Consider the following 17,053-nt stretch of genomic DNA (forward strand, 5'->3'; position numbering starts at 1 on the left):
ATTGATAATACTGTATAAACGAAAATATGCTTCTTTCCTTATATAACAGTATTTAATCGACAATATCCGTCATTCATAATCCGTAATTTATAATTCTGTCTATTAACATTCTGGCAGGCTGATAGGAATATTTACAGCCAGGCCGCCATCGGATGTTTCCTTGTATTTTGAATTCATATCCTGTGCAGTTTCCCACATGGTTTTTACCACTGCATCCAGGGAAACCTTTGCCAGTTCAGGGTTGCTTTGCAGCGCCAGTTGGGAAGCCGTGATGGCTTTAATGGCGCCCATGGTATTTCTTTCAATGCAGGGGATTTGTACTAATCCGCCAATAGGATCGCAGGTAAGGCCCAGGTGGTGTTCCATGGCTATTTCTGCTGCCATCAACACCTGGCGTTGGGAGCCTCCCAGGCATTCGGTCAGTGCTGCTGCCGCCATTGCGGAAGACACGCCGATTTCCGCCTGACAACCGCCCATCGCTGCAGAAATCGTAGAACGTTTCTTAAAGATGCTGCCTATTTCAGATGCTGTGAGCAGGAATTGCTGGATTTTTTCTTCGTGGAAGCCATCGCAGAAAGCGATGAAATATTGCAATACTGCCGGAATCACGCCTGCTGCGCCATTGGTAGGGGCAGTTACCACGCGGCCAAAAGAAGCATTTTCTTCATTTACGGCCAGCGCAAAGCAACTTACCCAGTCGAGCGTATAGCTAAAATGCTCTCCTCCTGCCTTGATGGCAGCTATCCAGGAAGCATAATCGGTATAAGTACGGCCTTTCAGTAACTTCTTGTTGAGTGCTACCGCGCGGCGGCCTACTCTTAATCCACCGGGTAGTTCACCGCTGGTGTGGCAACCACGGAAGGTGCATTCCTGCATGACGCGCCAGATATTGAGTAATCCCTGACGGGTGGCTTCTTCCGGACGCCAGGCCGCTTCATTTTCCATTACCAGTTCAGAGATGCTATAACCGGTTTTGATGCACCACTGCAGGAGTTGGCGGGCGGTATCAATCGGGAAAGGCAGGTCTACCTGTTGTGCGCCGCTGCCATCTTCTCCTTCCTGCACCACAAATCCACCACCAATGGAATACCAGGTAGAGGCAATTTGTTCGCCGTCTGCGAAAGTAACCAGGAAAGTGAGTGCGTTGGGGTGAAAAGGTAAAGATTCTTCGAAAAGGAAGTCGATATCCTCCACAGGATCAAAGTCTATCTCATATTTACCTGCCAGCAACATTTTACGGTTGCGACGGATATCATCCATTTTAGGATTGATCTGGTTTACATCAAAAGTCACGGGGTCATCTCCGCAAAGGCCCAGCTGTACAGCGATATCTGTACCGTGACCATGGCCGGTTTTAGCCAGGGAACCATATAATAAAACCTGTACTTTACTGATAGCTGCTAATTTACCTTCTGCTTCCAATGTTGCGAGAAAGCGCAGTGCTGCTCTCCAGGGGCCTAATGTATGGGAACTGGAAGGGCCAACGCCTATCTTGAAAATATCAAATACTGAAATACATTCGTGTGCCACTATTTTTTCGTTTATCTGTAAAATTAACGGAAAGCCGGCGAATAAAACAAAAAGCGGTACTGGCTGAGCCGGCACCGCTTTTACATTTATTTGAACACCAGTTATCTGTTGGTAAAGGATTTCAGTTTAATATTAAAAATCAATACGGTATTACCCGGGATACGGGCAGTCCCCATCTGACCATAACAGTAAGCTGATGGCAGGAATAAATTGATTTCTCCTCCTCTGCCGATTTTAGGTACCCCGTATTTAACGCCGTCAATAGCGCCATTCAGGCCGAAGGTAGCATTATAGCTGCTATCAAATACTGTTTTATCCAGGAAGGTACCCACGTAGGCAGCAGTTACGGTAGCAGCGGTATTGGCAGTGTCTTTTGTATCACCTCTGTTTATAATCTGATAAAAGATACCTGCTGAGTCGTGTTGCATGTTTGTAATATGGTTTTCGACAGCGTAGGCAACAATTTTTGTAGAGTCAATGGTATACTGCGCCTTCCAATCATAAGGGGGCGGATCATTCTTCTTGGAGCAAGCGGCAAGGACTAATAGAAATAATCCTCCTAACAGGAAAACTTTCTTCATACAATTAGATTTCGGTTTTTTTCGTTGTACTGTAAATTAACGGAAAGTGGACGAATAAAACAAGAAGCAGGGCCTCTTGAGCTGGCACCACTTCTTGTTTTATTTGAACACCCATTATCTGTTGGTGAAAGATTTCAGTTTAACGTTAAAGATCAACACGGTATTAGGAGGAATAGGTCCTTGTCCGTATTGCTTATACGCAAAGTAAGATGGCAGTAATAAATTGATTTCGCCACCTCTGCCTATTTTAGGTACACCTATTCTAAACCCGTCAATAACACCATTAAGGCCGAAGTTAGCGTTATAGCTGCTGTCGAACACTGTTTTATTCAGCAGGGTGCCGATGTAGGCAACGTTTACGTAGGCCGCTGCATTGGCAGTATCTTTTGTATCACCTCTGTTTATAATCTGGTAAAATATCCCCGCCGAATCATGTTTCAGGTCTGTGATATTGTTAGCAGCTGCGTAGGCAACAATTTTTGCAGAGTCGATGGTATATTGCGCTGCTTTGTCGTAAGGAGGCGTATTATTATCATCTTTCTTAGAACAAGCGGCAAGTACCGATAAAAATAATCCTCCCAACAGAAAAACTTTCTTCATACAATTACGGTTTCGGTTTTATTATAAATTAAAAGGTGACGATGGTAAGCAAGTAATCACTTTTACCTGATATTTACTAATTCTACTTCAGAAATCAGAATGGCATTAGGCGGAATGATACCGGGAACACCGGTAGCGCCATAGGCAAGGGCGGGGGGAATATATAACCTGATTTTACCTCCCTGGGAAATTTTTTGCAATCCTATCTGCCAACCGGGAATATGATTTTTAAGTTCTCTACGGTCAAAGTCGGTAGGTCCAAAGGAAGAACCTACGATGTCTCCATTAAGTAACTGGTTAGTATAAATGATGGTAGGAATAGAGGTTGCTTTTACATAATGTATACTGTCGCCCGGCTGGAGGATTTTATAATAAAGCCCAGACACGTCTTTAGTAGCCGTTTCATTATGTGCATTTAGATAACCCAGGATTACATTTTCTATCCGGGTATCTATAGGGTTCATCATGAGAGGGCCGTCTTTTTGTTTCATGCATGCTGTCGTTAATATCATCATCCCGCATGCCATTAATAATTTTACAGCTTTGTTCATCCGCTTCTGTTTACGATCTGCTTGTTTAACGGATATCCGCGCCGAAAGTTACAATTATTCTATTTCCGGCATAAAAAAACTCCTGCAGATACAGATCTGCAGGAGTTTTTGGCTATTGTAATAATATAGATTAGTAATCCATACCCATACCGTGGCCGCCGCCGCCCATTGCAGGAGCTGCAGACTTAGGTTCTGGTTTATCTGCGATTACACATTCAGTAGTCAACAGCATAGAAGCGATAGACGCTGCGTTTTCCAGTGCGATACGGCTTACTTTAGTAGGATCGATTACACCTGCTGCCAGTAAGTTTTCGTATACTTCTGTGCGGGCGTTGAAACCGAAGTCACCTTTACCTTCTTTCACTTTCTGTACTACGATAGAACCTTCGATACCAGCGTTAGCGGTGATCTGACGTAATGGTTCTTCGATAGCACGTTTAACGATAGTGATACCGGTTTGTTCGTCGTTGTTATCGCCTTTCAGTGATTCCAGGGATTCGATAGCGCGGATATAAGCCACACCACCACCAGGAACGATACCTTCTTCAACAGCAGCGCGGGTAGCGTGTAAAGCATCGTCTACGCGATCTTTCTTTTCTTTCATTTCTACTTCGGTAGCAGCACCTACGTAGAGAACAGCTACACCACCGCTTAATTTAGCCAGGCGTTCCTGTAATTTTTCGCGATCGTAGTCAGAAGTAGTTACTTCGATCTGCGCTTTGATTTGTCCGATACGGCCCTGGATAGCGTCTTTATCGCCTTTACCACCTACGATAGTCGTGTTATCTTTATCGATCGTGATAGATTCTGCTTTACCGAGGTAAGTCAGGTCAGCATTTTCCAGTTTGTATCCTTGTTCTTCGCTGATAACGATACCTCCAGTCAGGGTAGCGATATCCTGCAGCATATCTTTTCTTCTGTCGCCGAAGCCAGGAGCTTTAACAGCAGCAACTTTCAGGGTACCACGCAGTTTGTTTACCACCAGGGTAGCCAGTGCTTCACCTTCCAGATCTTCAGAGATGATTACCAGTGGTGCGCCTTGTTGTGCTACTTTTTCCAGGATGTGGAGGATATCCTTCATAGTGCTGATCTTTTTATCGTAGATCAGGATATAAGGGTTAGCCAGTTCAGCCTGCATTTTTTCGCTGTTGGTGATGAAGTAAGGAGACAGGTAACCGCGGTCGAACTGCATACCTTCTACTACTTCAACAGTAGTATCAGTACCTTTTGCTTCTTCTACAGTGATAACGCCATCTTTGGTTACTTTACGCATTGCTTCAGCAATCAGTTTACCAATTTCGCTATCGTTGTTAGCGGAGATGGAAGCTACCTGTTCGATTTTTTGGTTGTCGTTACCAACTTTTTCGGACTGTTTTCTCAGGTTTTCAACTACTGCTTTCACAGCTTTGTCAACACCGCGTTTCAGATCCATTGGGTTAGCACCGGCAGCTACGTTTTTCAAACCTTCGCCGATGATGGCCTGTGCCAGAACGGTTGCAGTGGTAGTACCATCACCTGCCAGATCAGCAGTTTTGGAAGCTACTTCTTTCACCATTTGTGCGCCCATATTTTCGATAGCGTCTTCGAGTTCAATTTCTTTCGCAACGGTAACACCATCTTTAGTTACGCCAGGAGCACCGAATTTCTTTTCGATTACTACGTTACGACCTTTAGGGCCCAGGGTTACTTTAACGGCATCCGCCAGGGTGTCAACACCCTTCTTCATTTTGTTGCGGGCGTCTATATTGAAGAAAATTTGTTTTGCCATAATACTTTGTAGATTTTTCTATTAGGAATTAAAACATATCCGGAAGCCTATCTTAAACGATAGCCAGGATATCAGATTCACGCATGATTAAGTAATCTTCGCCTTCGATAGGGAGTTCCTGACCGGAGTATTTACCATACAGTACAGTATCACCTACTTTAACAGTAATGGGCTCATCTTTTTTACCAGGACCAGCAGCCACTACGGTGCCTCTAACTGGTTTTTCTTTTGCAGTATCCGGGATGATGATACCACCAGCTGTTTTCTCTTCTGCTGCTGCAGGTTTCACAATTACCCTGTCAGCTAAAGGTTTAATACTTAATTGTTTAGCCATAGTAGATTTTATTTAAAAAAGATGTTTATATTTTGTTCCTTCCCGTCCACGAGAATTGTGCCAATGCGGTTTTCGGGTCAAATTTGCAGGTTATGAAGGTATTGATTGGAATTCACACTGACAAATCATGACAGGCAACCCGAAAAAATGACAGAAAGTTTGTCTTGTTCAGGATTATACTGAGTTATGCTGATTTTCCCGCTCTAAGATGTCAGACAATTAAATACCAGCAAAACAGGTATTTATGCCTGTTAGTGTCGTAAAAGAAAAAATCAGCATAACTCAGTATAATCCTGAACAAGACAAAATCCGCCCCCATGGCTTTATCTCCCAAATTTCCTCAAATATGAATTTTTTTCTCTAGTTTTGCGCCCTTATACCAGTTCTTTTTTATACGATGATCAGTAGAAGAAACATCCGGGTAAAGGTAATGCAAACACTTTATGCCCTGGAAACGATGGATGAAAGCAGTATTAAGCCAGGTACGGCTACCAGACTTTTAAATGAAAAGCTGGACCAGACCTGTCAGATCTTTACCTACTTACTTAATTCAGTGGTACAGGTGGCACAATACGCAGAAATTGATGCGCAGGCCCGTGCCTCCAAACACTTACCCTCTGCCGAGGACCTGCAGGTGAATACCAAGATTGCAGGAAACGAATTTATTTACCAGATAACCAGTGACAAGGGATTCCAGGTAAACCTGGAACAATGGAAAATGAAGCTGCAGACAGATGATGACCTGCTCAGAAAGCTTTATAACCAACTGGTGGCTACGGATACCTACAAAGCTTATATAGCAGACAACAACCGTACAAAAGCCGGGGAAAAGGAAATACTGGAATTCATCTATAAAGAAGTACTGGGGAAAAGTGAGCTGTTTATACAGCATATGGAAGATACCTTCCTCCACTGGGGCGATGATGAAGAAATGATGAGCATCCTGCTCAACAATTATTTCAACAAGCCACATCTCTTCAACTTCCTTCAGTTGATCAGCAAAGAAAAGCTGGATTATGCAAAAGAACTGCTGCTGACAGTAATCGACAAAAAAGAATACTGCCTGGAGCTGATCAAACCCAAATTACAAAACTGGGATTCTGAACGTATTGCAGCGGTGGATATGTTACTGATGGAAATGGGCGTTTGCGAGTTCCTCTACTTCCCTACTATTCCGACCAAAGTAACCATCAACGAATATATAGACCTGGCAAAAGCTTACAGCACTCCACAAAGCGGACAGTTCATTAACGGGATATTGGATAATATCCTGAAAGACCTGGAAAAGGAACAATTGGTTCAAAAACAGGACCGTCCCAAAAAGTAAGTGGGAAAAGTTATTTTTACCTAAAAAAATAGCAAAACCATGAAAAAGCTGTTCTGTTTATTCGCCTGTGGAAGCCTGCTGATAGCGGCTTGTAACAATAGTGCCAAAAAGAATACTGCCGCTGCCGGCGCTACCGAAAGTGGGCAAGTAAAGAATAATGCACAATCTTCTGCACTGACCTTTGAGGAAAAGGTGCATAATTTTGGTGAAATTGCAGCCGGGGAAAAAGTAGAGTATTCTTTCAAATTCACTAATACAGGCACCAGCCCGCTAGTGATCGAAGATGCCATTTCCAGTTGCGGTTGCACCGTTCCGGAATGGCCTAAAGAACCGATTAAACCCGGACAATCCGGCTATATGAAGGTTATTTTTGACAGTCATGGCAAATCTGGTTATACAGAGAAAGAGATTTCTGTGAAAATCAACAATAATGACGGTTATGTGATAGGACCTAAAATACAGTGTAATATCATTACCAAGTAGGACCGACTAAATTATTAAATCAATTATAGATGAACATCCTGAACATTTTATTAATGGCGCCTCAAGGTGGTGCTCAAGGTGGTGGTAGTTCCGCGATTTCCTTCCTGTTTTTCGGCGGTATGATCCTTGTCATGTGGCTTTTCATGATTCGCCCTCAAACTAAGAAAGCGAAACTGCAGAAACAATTTATCGACAACCTGAAAGAAGGCGACAAAATCGTTACCATCGCAGGTATTCACGGTAAAGTGAAGAAAATGAACGACGACAATACCGTTGTAATGGAAGTTAGTCCTGGTACCAGCTTCGTGATTGAGCGTTCTGCTATCAGCATGGAATATACTTCTGCCAAACAACAGAAACCAGCTGAAACCAAATAAGCTTACAGATTACCTTTTTTATACTACGGAGTTACGGGCCCAGGCTTGTAACTCCGTATTTCGTATGGGCCGGTTCGTATTTTTTTTTAAATTGGGGTTATGTTAAAGATAGGAATCACCGGAGGTATTGGCTCTGGCAAAAGCACCGTTAGCAAAATATTTGAATTATTAGGCATCCCCGTATACTACGCCGATGACAGGGCAAAGGATATACTGGTACGTGACCCGGAACTGATGGGCCAGGTAAAACAACACTTTGGTGCAGCAACATATGATGAAAACGGTCAGCTGAACCGGAAATACCTCGGGGATATTGTATTCAACAACAAAGACAAACTGGCCCTGCTGAACTCCCTGGTACACCCTGCTACCATCCGGGATTCCGACCAATGGGCCAGCCAGCAAACGACGCCCTATGTACTAAAGGAAGCAGCCCTGCTTTTTGAAACAGAATCTTTTCACCACCTGGATAAAGTCATCGCTGTTTTTGCACCCCAGCCACTGCGGGTACACCGCGTCATGAAACGGGATAACATGACCCGCGATGAAGTGCTGGCACGCATTTACAAGCAAATTGATGAAACCATTAAAATGCGGCTGAGCGATTATGTGATACACAATGATGAGCAGCACATGGTGATTCCGCAAGTACTGGCCCTACACCAGGAATTATTGGCATTGGCGGCAGCACACTAAGGTTACCTGGGGTATAGCACTGACATACTCCCCTGCCGTTTTGCCTAACTTTAATAAAAATATGAATGATAATGGATAAGGTGAATATTTCCCCCATACAACTCACCCCTGGTGCAGCGGCAGCAGTGAAAAAACTGCTGGAGGGCGCAACAGAAGCCCCTTATCTGCGGGTAGGCGTTAAAGGCGGTGGCTGCTCTGGTGTGGCTTATATGCTGGGATTTGACGTTATTATGGAAGATGATGACCTTTTTGAGGTAGCGGGTATTCCTGTGATCATGAAAAAAGCCCATAGTATGTACCTGATGGGAATGGAAATAGATTATGAACCGGAGGCGAAAGGATTCGTTTTCCGGGGAGCATAAAGCATAAAGCGGAAAGCAAAAAGCCATTGAGGCGAATGATGTAAGCGGATATTCACGCAGGTCATTCGCCTCAATGGCTTTTTGCTTTCCGCTTTATGATTTATGCTCAACAAAAAACCTCCTGGCAAGCCAGGAGGTTTTTATTATCAAACATCATTTCAGTTATCTTACTTATTTAGCAGCAGTTGCTTTCTGCGCAGTCACTTCCACTGATTCTGATTCGTTTGCCAGTTGGTTCTTTTTATCAAAGTCAACCAGTACCGGCGCGGCTACGAAGATAGAAGAGTAAGTACCAGTGATCACACCAATCAGCATCGCGAAAGCGAAACCACGGGTTACTTCACCACCGAAGATAAACAGGATCAGGATGGTCAGGAACACTGTGAGGGAGGTCATAATGGTACGGCTCAGCGTATCGTTAATCGCTTTGTTGATAACCACATCTCTGTCGCGACCATGTTTACCTGTTCTGAAGTATTCACGGATACGGTCAAATACGATTACGGTATCGTTCATGGAGAACCCGATTACTGTCAGGATCGCCGCAATAAAGTGCTGGTCAATTTCCAGGGTGAATGGTACAAAAGATCTGCACCAGGAGAACACTGCCAATGTTACCAATACGTCATGCAGCAAAGAGAAGATAGTACCGATAGAGTACTGCCATTTGCTGAATCGTAACAGGATATAGAGGAAGATCACCACGATAGACAGTATCGTTGCTTTTACAGCACCAGCGCGTAAGTCGTCGGAAATAGTAGGTGATACCGTCTGTGATCCAACAATATAACGGGAAGCAAAGGCTTCAGGCGTTACAGAAGCATCATAGAACTGCTTCAGGCCCTGGTATAATTTATCTGCTACTTCTTTATCTACTGCCAGGCTCTGCTGCTCAATTTTGTAAGCAGTAGTGATATTCAGCTGGTTAGTGCTTCCGATAGTTTTAACGAATACTTCTGATTCAAATTCTTTCTTCAGCACCTCTGCTACTTTCTCCCTGTTCATCGGATGCTCGAAGCGAACGGTATAGCTACGTCCACCGGAGAAGTCGATACCGTGGTCGAAACCATGGAAGAAGGAAGATACACCTGCCACCATTACAACAGCAGAGATAATGTAAGCATATTTACGTTTACCTACGAAGTCGAAAGCAGCATGCTTAAATACTTTACGGGAAATAGGCGTAAAGTATTCGAAGTGTCTTTTTCTCTTCATCCAGAAGTCAGTTACCATACGGGAAACCAGGATACCGCAGAACAGAGACAGGAACAAACCTATGATCTGAGTGGTAGCGAAGCCCAGTACAGGACCCAAACCGAAGTAAAACAGGATGAATGCAGTCAGGAGGGAGGTAACGTGACCATCGAGTACAGGTGCATAGGAACGTTTGTAACCTTCTGCAACTGCTTCAGGGTAAGATTTACCATGCGTTAGCTCATCCTTGATTCTTTCGAAGATGATTACGTTGGTATCCACCGCCATACCGATAGTGAGTACCATACCCGCAATACCAGCCATTGTTAACGTAGCGCCCATAGATGCCAGGATACCGAAGGTAAACAGCAGGTTGAGTACCAGTGCAATGTTAGCTACCCAGCCGGCAGAGTTGTAATACACCAGCATGAGTACGAAGATGATACCGAAGGAGATCATGAAAGACTTTGCACCAGCAGCGATAGATTCAGCGCCGAGGGTAGGTCCTACGATCTGTTCCTGTACGATTTGTGCAGGCGCCGGCATTTTACCGGATTTCAGGATGTTGGCAAGGTCACTCGCTTCTTCAATGGTAAAGCTACCGCTGATAGAAGAGCGGCCACCGGCAATTTCACCCTGTATAGATGGTGCGGAGTAAACGATATTATCGAGAACAATCGCAACGTAGTTGAAAGTATTAGGATCTTTTGGATTGGTTGGCGCCAGTTCACCGGTCAGCTTTTTCCACTCATGGGCACCTACGTTGTCCATGGTCATGCTGATTTCCGGTTGGTTGTTCTGGTCCATATCCTGACGTGCATCTACGATCCTTTCGCCACCAACACGTGGAGTAGGATTAGCAGGATTCACTTTCAGGAGGTATACCGCAATCAGACCGTGTTTGTCTTCTTTATTTTCCGGACCGAATGCAATCACACCATCTTTAGGTAATACCGCTTTTACAGCAGGCAGTTCCAGGTAACGGTTGAAAGTAGCGGTATCCTTAGGGAAGATTCTTCCGATAGAAGAACTTGGGAAGATAGTACCGGATTGTGGGTCAGCGTTAGGGATGAAAACCATGAACAGCGGGTTTTGTTTCTGCTGTTCTTTGATTTGCAGTTCTTTGCTGGCATTTTTACCGGTATCGCTTTTAGACAGGTACTGTGACAGGCTGCCATCCTTAGCGGTATCGCCAGGAGTGGCGGCAGCGGCGGTAGCTCCTTTAGTGGTATCTACAGCAGCAGTAGCTGGTGTAGCTGTTTTCAGAGAGTTTCTGATGGCCTCGTTCATTGGCATCAGCACATTCTGGAAAAATTCCGGGCTGTTTTTGTATACTTCCCTGAATTCCAGGTTAGCGGTTGCCTGCAGGTATTTGTGTACACGGGCAGCGTTATCAACGCCTGCCAGTTCCACGGAGATCAGGCCTTTGTTTTCGTCCAGGCTGATGTTTGGTTGTGCCACCCCGAATTTATCAATACGTTTTTGCAGTACGATATAGGTATTTTTAATGGCAACACGTGATTCCTTGCGGATCATGTCCAGCACCTGCTGATTGGTAGAATTGAAGGTGATATCCTTTTGGTAGGCATTCGCAAAGATCGTTGCCAGTTTACCCTGTGGTGCTACTTCGGCGTATGCTTGACCGAACAAAGTAACAAAATCTGACTGGTTTGTCTTTTTGAGTTCATTTGCCCTTACCAGTGCTCTGTTAAATGCAGCATCCTTGGATTGACCGGATAAAGCGCGGATTACATCCTCCACGTTTACCTCCAGTACAACGTTCATACCACCTACCAGGTCCAGACCAAGATTCAATTCTTTTTCCTTTGCTTTGGTGTACGTGACGTTCCATGGGAAACCTGCAATCTTCGTGCTGCTGGTACTGTCCACGATCTCTTGTCTCCTCAGTTTAATAAACCCTGCCAGTGTATCTGAGTAGAAGCCCTGCAATTCAGCATTGCCGGGATATTTCTTATCAGGTGTAGGGTATTGTTTGGCCACATAGTCCTTGGCCTGCTGCTCTATCTTCTTCTCATAGTTCCGCACCAAAAACGTGAAGGACAATTGGTACAAAGAGATAAGGATCAGTGCGATGGCAAAAAATCTTACCAGTCCTTTAAGTTGCATACTGTTTGTTTCGGGTTTATAAAAAAAATTTTTAAGAGTTGCAAAGATAGAATTTAAATCGATATATTAAAGCCCTTGTTAAAAGACGCGCAAAATCAATCTGCGCCTGCTTTTACAGGTTAGCTGGCATACTTTTTTGTAAATCTGCGATCCTGGATTCTGGTCTTTTTAATATTATTCCTTTGCTTTACAATCAATAACAACGACAAATATATGCAAACCCAACATTATCCGGCAACAGATAATTTTCTGGAAGCTTTGCTGAAAAGTCAAAAAAGCCGATTGGGTGCGGTTTTCAGCGATCCTTCGACCTACCGGTTACAGGTAATTTTTACCCGGATTGACCGGGATGAACGGCAAATGCCTCATTTTACAGATTATTTTTATGGCGTTCCGCCAGATACCTACTTCTACCCTGCTTCTACGGTAAAGTTACCGGCAGCGGCACTGGCACTGGAAAAAATAAACGATTTGCAGATCCCGGGCCTGCACCGGGACACTCCTTTGTTAACAGATCCGCTACCAAACATCAATACAGGCGTTCGCCGCGACCGTTCGGCCGCCTCCGGACGCCCTTCCGTAGCTCACTATATTAAAAAAATATTCCTTACAAGCGATAACGACGCTTTTAACCGCCTGTATGAACTGATTGGCCAGGAGTCTTTTAACCGGCGGCTGTGGGAAATGGGATACGATCAGGCTCAAATCCGCCACCGGGTAGGGCTTCCTCTTTATGAAGCCGCGAATAAACACACGAACGGGGTGGTATTCCAGGTGGGTAATATTGTATTATACCAGCAACCGGCCCAATGCAGCCAACTGGATTTTCCCCCACGCCAGGATTTTGCCGGACGGGCTTTCTATAATCATCTCGACAAGCTGGAAGCCCGGCCCATGAACTTTTCCCATCGCAACAAACTCCCTCTCACTCACTTACACAACATATTACGGAGCATAATTTTTCCAGCAGCTGTAACAAATCGGCAACGGTTCCGTTTAACAGAGGAAGACTATAATTTTTTGTATCAACATATGTCACAATATCCGGAGGAGTCAACCGATCCAATATATGATCCGGACCAATATTACCAGGCATATACCAGATTTTTGCTTTTCGGAGGAGATAAAAATAGCCGGATACCCGACCATATCAGGATATTTAATAAACCAGGATGGGCTTACGGATTTCTGACGGATACCGCTTATATTGTGGATTTTGCCAACAATACAGAATTCTTGCTATCCGCCAGCATCTTCGTCAATACAAGCGGGATACTGGGCGATGATCAACAAGCTTTTGAAGAAACAGGTAAACCCTTTCTCAGGGCATTGGGGGAAGTGATTTATACAGAAGAGGTACAACGGAATAAAAAAATACTGCCGGACCTGTCCCGCTTCAAACCAAAATAGGAAAAAACAACTGACAATAACACACACAAAAAAAACTGAGAGCAAAATGCTAACCAAGAAAAATCGCGTATGGGCCGCAGCTGCCCTGTTGACTGCAGCAATCGGATTCACTTCCTGTCTGAAGAATGATAAGATCACGCCCAGCAGGCCTCAAGCCCAGATCCTGTTCATGAATGTATCCAATAGCACTGTGCCTGCTTCATTTTATGATAATGATCAGAGAATCAGTAAAGATACCGCTTCCATTAACTTTGGCTTTATATCGAATTATTCAGTGTTAGGAGGTATGCATACTTTCCAGTTGAGGAAAAAAGGCGGAGACAGCGTAATTACCACCAATAGTTATAACTACGACTCTACCGCTTACTATACCTACCTGATTGTAGGTAATAACCCGGTAAGATCTTTTACCGTTCCAAGTGATTTCACCACTGCCAGTCAAAGCAAAATCAACATCCGTTGCTTTAACTTGTCACCAGGTACCTCCTCGGTAGATTTTTATGTAGGTAGTGAGAAAATAGACAGTAATCGTGCATACATGTCTTATATTGACCCGTCATCTGCCTCTAAATTCACCCAATTCACCAACTTCAGCGTGAACAATACCATTACCGTAAAGAAAGCGGGTACTAACGAAATACTTGCTACCAATAACAACCTGACAATGATTCAAGGCAGATCTTTCAATATCGGAAACGTGTATACTATTTATTATGCGGGTACTCCAGGCAGCACCGGTGTTGATAAACTGGTGGTTAACGCAGTTCCCAGCCTTTACTAAGCAGCAGATAAATTCTTAATGATAGAATATAGAAGGGGCCGTGATTACGGCCCCTTCTGCGTTAGTATGGCAGCCGTACCCCATCTTTCCATGTATTATCTACTTTTTTTCTGTAGGTTTGTTCCGGTACAATGTTAAGATATGAATCAACTAGCAGAAAGGCTGTCACGGATTTCCGAGCCTCAAACAATTAAAATGGCTAAACTCGGCCGCGAGTTGAAAGCCCAGGGTATAGATATTGTAGACCTCAGCATCGGAGAGCCGGACTTTGATACCCCGGCGCATATCCGTGAAGCCGCCAAAAAGGCGATTGATGAAGGGTTTACACATTATACCCCCGTGGCTGGCTATGCAGACGTAAGACAGGCAGTAGTGCATAAACTGAAGAGAGATAACGGTCTTGACTATACGCCAGAACAAATTGTAGTGTCTACCGGCGCTAAACAATGCCTGGCCAACGCCGTACTGAGCATTGTAAACCCGGGCGATGAAGTCATCATCCCTACCCCTTACTGGGTTACGTATTCAGAACAAGTGAGCCTTTGTCAGGGGGAAGTGGTATTTGTTCCCTGCAGCATTGAAAATAATTATAAAATCACAGCGGCACAGCTCGAAGCGGCTATCACACCGAAAAGTAAGCTGTTCATGTTTTCTTCTCCCTGCAACCCTACCGGGTCTGTATATTCCAAAGAAGAACTGGCTTCGCTGGCGGCTGTATTTGCCAAACACCCGCAGATCTTTATTATCTCCGACGAAATATATGAGTATATCAACTACGTTGGTAAACATGAAAGCATTGCCCAGTTTGGGGACCTGATTAACCGTACCATCATTATTAATGGTCTCAGTAAAGGATTTGCCATGACTGGCTGGCGCCTGGGCTATATGGCCGCTCCACTGGATATTGCCAAAGCCTGTGATAAAATTCAGAGTCAGTTTACCTCTGCTACCTGCTCTATCACCCAGCGGGCTGCTATTACTGCGCTCACCGGCGATCTGACTACTGCCGTGGAAATGGTGGCTGCCTTTAAAAAACGCCGTGCTTACATACATGAGGCCCTGAAAACCATTCCCGGTCTGAAAGTAAATGATCCGGAAGGCGCCTTCTATATGTTTCCCGATGTGAGTGCCTTCTTCAATAAGTCGTATGAAGATATGCATATCAAAAACGCAGATGACCTGTGCATGTACCTGTTACATAAAGCACATCTGTCTACCGTTACCGGCGTAGCATTCCAACAGCCCAACTGTATTCGTCTCTCTTACGCCACCAGCATGGAGAACCTGGAAAAAGGCGTGGAAAGGCTGCGTACCTGGCTGGCAAAACTGAGCTAAGCAAAAGCAATATGAATGAAGATTTATGGGAGATAGTATCCTTCGTGTATATCATCTCCCATAAATTCTTAATTCTTAACACTTAATTATATATAAAATTATTATATATTTGTGCGCATAACGTATAAAGATGGATGTGAATAAACTTTTGTATATCGCCATTGCCATTGGTGCAATAGCGATTATATATCCGACCATAAAAGATCTCTTCAAAAAAAACAAACCGGAGGATGCGCCGGAAGGAGAAAAAAAGACGCCTGTTAATGCCGCCATCCTTCCATTACAATTACAGGCTTATGAGCGGATGGCGTTGTATGTAGATCGCATTACACCGCAAAGCCTGATTGGCCGGATTTACCATCCGGGCCTGCTGGCAGTGGATATGCAGATTGCCATGGTACAACAAATCAAAGCGGAATATGAACATAATGTGACCCAGCAGATTTATGTGTCTACTGCCACCTGGGAAGCGGTAAAAACTTTAAAGGAACAAACCATTTCCGTTATTAACCAGGTAGCTGTACAACTGCCACCGGACGCGCCGGCATTGGAACTGAACAAACAAATACTGGAAGTTTTTTTACAAGCCGGGGAATCTCCTGCCGAACTCACCTCCCAGATTATCAATGCAGAAGCCAAACGCCTCATGCGATAATTACCGCGTGCGGATCACTTCATTCAATAAATAACCTTTTCCGTTAAACAGTATGTAAAGTGGTTTTCCCTGGTACCAGGGAACGCCGGCTGTTTTAGCATGTACCTGTATATGCAGATGCGGTTCTGTACTAAAGCCTGAATTACCCACACAACCCAGGGGATCTCCTTGTTTTACATGCTGTCCGTCTGTCACTATCACACTACCCATTTTGAGATGGCCCATAAACACGTAATAACCGGGCGTTTCCAATAATACCTGGTTAGTATTTTTGGGGCCCCGGTCCATCGCAGGGGGAATATTATCCGGGTTATTGCTGACAGCCCTTGCCACCAGCCCATCACAGGGGGCATACAAGGTATCACCAAAAATCGTGTAATCGTGGAGGTTACGGGAAAATATACGGTTAGCACGCCCGCCGCGAGGATTGAGTTTTACAATATCCATAGCATATACCGCTCCCCGTAAACTAAAGTGGAACACATTGGTAGGCAATCCTTTGCCTCCCTGCAGCACATAATACTTACCGGATTTAAACGGAAGCGATAAGCGTACAGTGTCCGGTTTGCCGGTAGTACCCGTGAAATAAAGGATACTGAGGAAAGTGAACAGTGCAGAAAGCATCCTATTACTACGTTGCTTCCATAGCGGTGTAGGTTTGGCGGCATGATCATGCTTACGCAATACATAGGCGGCGCAAACGGCCAATAACAGGCCTCCGAATACATAGCCTGCATAGATGGATAGATATACCCAGGTACCGTATAAATAAAGAAACACTGCCAGGGATAAGCCCAGCAACAAATAAGTGTAAGTAGCGCCCAGTGGTCTGCTGCCGGCTTTCCATACCAGGTATAAACTATATAGTGCCAGCACGAGGGTAATGCCTAATAAACAATAAATGATCATAATTGCCTGCCATCTTTCACACAAATTATCAAT

Annotated in this window: 17 protein-coding genes; 9 read left to right on the forward strand and 8 right to left on the reverse strand. The window is 44.4% G+C overall.

Features of this window, described 5'->3' with window-relative positions:
• Positions 1–102: 102 nt before the first annotated feature.
• From AC5ZC7_RS21070 to AC5ZC7_RS21095, 6 genes are all read right to left on the reverse strand, one after another.
• Positions 103–1,530 (reverse strand): L-serine ammonia-lyase, encoded by a 1,428-nt coding sequence (locus AC5ZC7_RS21070; RefSeq protein ID WP_496156918.1) that lies wholly within the window; start codon positions 1,528–1,530, stop codon positions 103–105.
• Positions 1,531–1,631: 101 nt separating this feature from the next.
• Positions 1,632–2,111, reverse strand: coding sequence for an FKBP-type peptidyl-prolyl cis-trans isomerase (locus AC5ZC7_RS21075; RefSeq protein WP_496156917.1), 480 nt, complete (start codon positions 2,109–2,111; stop codon positions 1,632–1,634).
• Positions 2,112–2,225: 114 nt separating this feature from the next.
• Positions 2,226–2,711, reverse strand: a complete 486-nt coding sequence (locus AC5ZC7_RS21080) for an FKBP-type peptidyl-prolyl cis-trans isomerase (protein ID WP_496156916.1) — start codon at positions 2,709–2,711, stop codon at positions 2,226–2,228.
• Between the two features lie 62 nt (positions 2,712–2,773).
• Positions 2,774–3,202: an FKBP-type peptidyl-prolyl cis-trans isomerase gene (locus tag AC5ZC7_RS21085; protein ID WP_496156915.1), complete on the reverse strand. Its 429-nt coding sequence runs from the start codon at positions 3,200–3,202 to the stop codon at positions 2,774–2,776.
• A gap of 190 nt (positions 3,203–3,392) precedes the next feature.
• Positions 3,393–5,030: a chaperonin GroEL gene (groL, locus tag AC5ZC7_RS21090; RefSeq protein ID WP_496156914.1), complete on the reverse strand. Its 1,638-nt coding sequence runs from the start codon at positions 5,028–5,030 to the stop codon at positions 3,393–3,395.
• A gap of 52 nt (positions 5,031–5,082) precedes the next feature.
• Complete coding sequence (locus AC5ZC7_RS21095; RefSeq protein ID WP_079473337.1) at positions 5,083–5,364, reverse strand: co-chaperone GroES; 282 nt, start codon at positions 5,362–5,364, stop codon at positions 5,083–5,085.
• 397 nt (positions 5,365–5,761) lie between these two features.
• Here AC5ZC7_RS21095 and nusB point away from each other — a divergent pair, with 397 nt between their 5' ends.
• The 5 genes from nusB (at position 5,762) to AC5ZC7_RS21120 (ending at position 8,609) form a co-directional block, all read left to right on the forward strand.
• Entirely contained in the window at positions 5,762–6,691 is a 930-nt protein-coding gene (gene nusB / locus AC5ZC7_RS21100; RefSeq protein ID WP_496156913.1) for a transcription antitermination factor NusB, read from the forward strand.
• A gap of 39 nt (positions 6,692–6,730) precedes the next feature.
• The gene (locus AC5ZC7_RS21105; protein ID WP_496156912.1) at positions 6,731–7,174 is read left to right on the forward strand and encodes a DUF1573 domain-containing protein; all 444 of its coding nucleotides are present in this window, start codon (positions 6,731–6,733) and stop codon (positions 7,172–7,174) included.
• A 29-nt stretch (positions 7,175–7,203) separates the two neighbouring features.
• Complete coding sequence (gene yajC / locus AC5ZC7_RS21110; RefSeq protein WP_496156911.1) at positions 7,204–7,551, forward strand: preprotein translocase subunit YajC; 348 nt, start codon at positions 7,204–7,206, stop codon at positions 7,549–7,551.
• Between the two features lie 99 nt (positions 7,552–7,650).
• Positions 7,651–8,247, forward strand: coding sequence for a dephospho-CoA kinase (coaE, locus tag AC5ZC7_RS21115; RefSeq protein WP_496156910.1), 597 nt, complete (start codon positions 7,651–7,653; stop codon positions 8,245–8,247).
• Between the two features lie 71 nt (positions 8,248–8,318).
• The gene (locus tag AC5ZC7_RS21120) at positions 8,319–8,609 is read left to right on the forward strand and encodes an iron-sulfur cluster assembly accessory protein (RefSeq protein WP_496156909.1); all 291 of its coding nucleotides are present in this window, start codon (positions 8,319–8,321) and stop codon (positions 8,607–8,609) included.
• A gap of 171 nt (positions 8,610–8,780) precedes the next feature.
• Here AC5ZC7_RS21120 and secDF read toward each other — a convergent pair whose 3' ends face one another.
• Positions 8,781–11,930 carry a protein translocase subunit SecDF gene (gene secDF / locus AC5ZC7_RS21125; RefSeq protein ID WP_496156908.1) on the reverse strand — a complete coding sequence of 1,050 codons (3,150 nt, stop codon included), beginning with the start codon at positions 11,928–11,930 and terminating at the stop codon, positions 8,781–8,783.
• Positions 11,931–12,143: 213 nt separating this feature from the next.
• Between secDF and AC5ZC7_RS21130 the strand changes: the two genes are divergently transcribed.
• The 4 genes from AC5ZC7_RS21130 to AC5ZC7_RS21145 all read left to right on the forward strand — a co-directional run bounded on the left by AC5ZC7_RS21130 (position 12,144) and on the right by AC5ZC7_RS21145 (position 16,111).
• The gene (locus AC5ZC7_RS21130; RefSeq protein WP_496156907.1) at positions 12,144–13,340 is read left to right on the forward strand and encodes a serine hydrolase; all 1,197 of its coding nucleotides are present in this window, start codon (positions 12,144–12,146) and stop codon (positions 13,338–13,340) included.
• A 46-nt stretch (positions 13,341–13,386) separates the two neighbouring features.
• The gene (locus AC5ZC7_RS21135) at positions 13,387–14,121 is read left to right on the forward strand and encodes a DUF4397 domain-containing protein (protein ID WP_496156906.1); all 735 of its coding nucleotides are present in this window, start codon (positions 13,387–13,389) and stop codon (positions 14,119–14,121) included.
• 195 nt (positions 14,122–14,316) lie between these two features.
• Complete coding sequence (locus tag AC5ZC7_RS21140; protein WP_496156905.1) at positions 14,317–15,456, forward strand: aminotransferase class I/II-fold pyridoxal phosphate-dependent enzyme; 1,140 nt, start codon at positions 14,317–14,319, stop codon at positions 15,454–15,456.
• 136 nt (positions 15,457–15,592) lie between these two features.
• The gene (locus tag AC5ZC7_RS21145; protein ID WP_496156904.1) at positions 15,593–16,111 is read left to right on the forward strand and encodes a DUF7935 family protein; all 519 of its coding nucleotides are present in this window, start codon (positions 15,593–15,595) and stop codon (positions 16,109–16,111) included.
• Here the strand turns inward: AC5ZC7_RS21145 and AC5ZC7_RS21150 are convergent, their stop codons facing one another.
• Entirely contained in the window at positions 16,112–17,020 is a 909-nt protein-coding gene (locus AC5ZC7_RS21150) for a peptidoglycan DD-metalloendopeptidase family protein (protein ID WP_496156903.1), read from the reverse strand.
• Positions 17,021–17,053: the final 33 nt, after the last annotated feature.

It is taken from the genome of Chitinophaga sp. 9-1-y (genome assembly GCF_059511905.2).

Bases quoted from the DNA above. Each gene is read 5' to 3' on its own strand.
- AC5ZC7_RS21075 (WP_496156917.1), bottom strand. From the start codon at position 2,111: ATGAAGAAAGTTTTCCTGTTAGGAGGATTATTTCTATTAGTCCTTGCC.
- AC5ZC7_RS21080 (WP_496156916.1), bottom strand. From the start codon at position 2,711: ATGAAGAAAGTTTTTCTGTTGGGAGGATTATTTTTATCGGTACTTGCC.
- AC5ZC7_RS21085 (WP_496156915.1), bottom strand. From the start codon at position 3,202: ATGAAACAAAAAGACGGCCCTCTCATGATGAACCCTATAGATACCCGG.
- groL (WP_496156914.1), bottom strand. From the start codon at position 5,030: ATGGCAAAACAAATTTTCTTCAATATAGACGCCCGCAACAAAATGAAG.
- AC5ZC7_RS21095 (WP_079473337.1), bottom strand. From the start codon at position 5,364: ATGGCTAAACAATTAAGTATTAAACCTTTAGCTGACAGGGTAATTGTG.
- nusB (WP_496156913.1), top strand. From the start codon at position 5,762: ATGATCAGTAGAAGAAACATCCGGGTAAAGGTAATGCAAACACTTTAT.
- AC5ZC7_RS21105 (WP_496156912.1), top strand. From the start codon at position 6,731: ATGAAAAAGCTGTTCTGTTTATTCGCCTGTGGAAGCCTGCTGATAGCG.
- yajC (WP_496156911.1), top strand. From the start codon at position 7,204: ATGAACATCCTGAACATTTTATTAATGGCGCCTCAAGGTGGTGCTCAA.
- coaE (WP_496156910.1), top strand. From the start codon at position 7,651: ATGTTAAAGATAGGAATCACCGGAGGTATTGGCTCTGGCAAAAGCACC.
- AC5ZC7_RS21120 (WP_496156909.1), top strand. From the start codon at position 8,319: ATGGATAAGGTGAATATTTCCCCCATACAACTCACCCCTGGTGCAGCG.
- secDF (WP_496156908.1), bottom strand. From the start codon at position 11,930: ATGCAACTTAAAGGACTGGTAAGATTTTTTGCCATCGCACTGATCCTT.
- AC5ZC7_RS21130 (WP_496156907.1), top strand. From the start codon at position 12,144: ATGCAAACCCAACATTATCCGGCAACAGATAATTTTCTGGAAGCTTTG.
- AC5ZC7_RS21135 (WP_496156906.1), top strand. From the start codon at position 13,387: ATGCTAACCAAGAAAAATCGCGTATGGGCCGCAGCTGCCCTGTTGACT.
- AC5ZC7_RS21140 (WP_496156905.1), top strand. From the start codon at position 14,317: ATGGCTAAACTCGGCCGCGAGTTGAAAGCCCAGGGTATAGATATTGTA.
- AC5ZC7_RS21150 (WP_496156903.1), bottom strand. From the start codon at position 17,020: ATGATCATTTATTGTTTATTAGGCATTACCCTCGTGCTGGCACTATAT.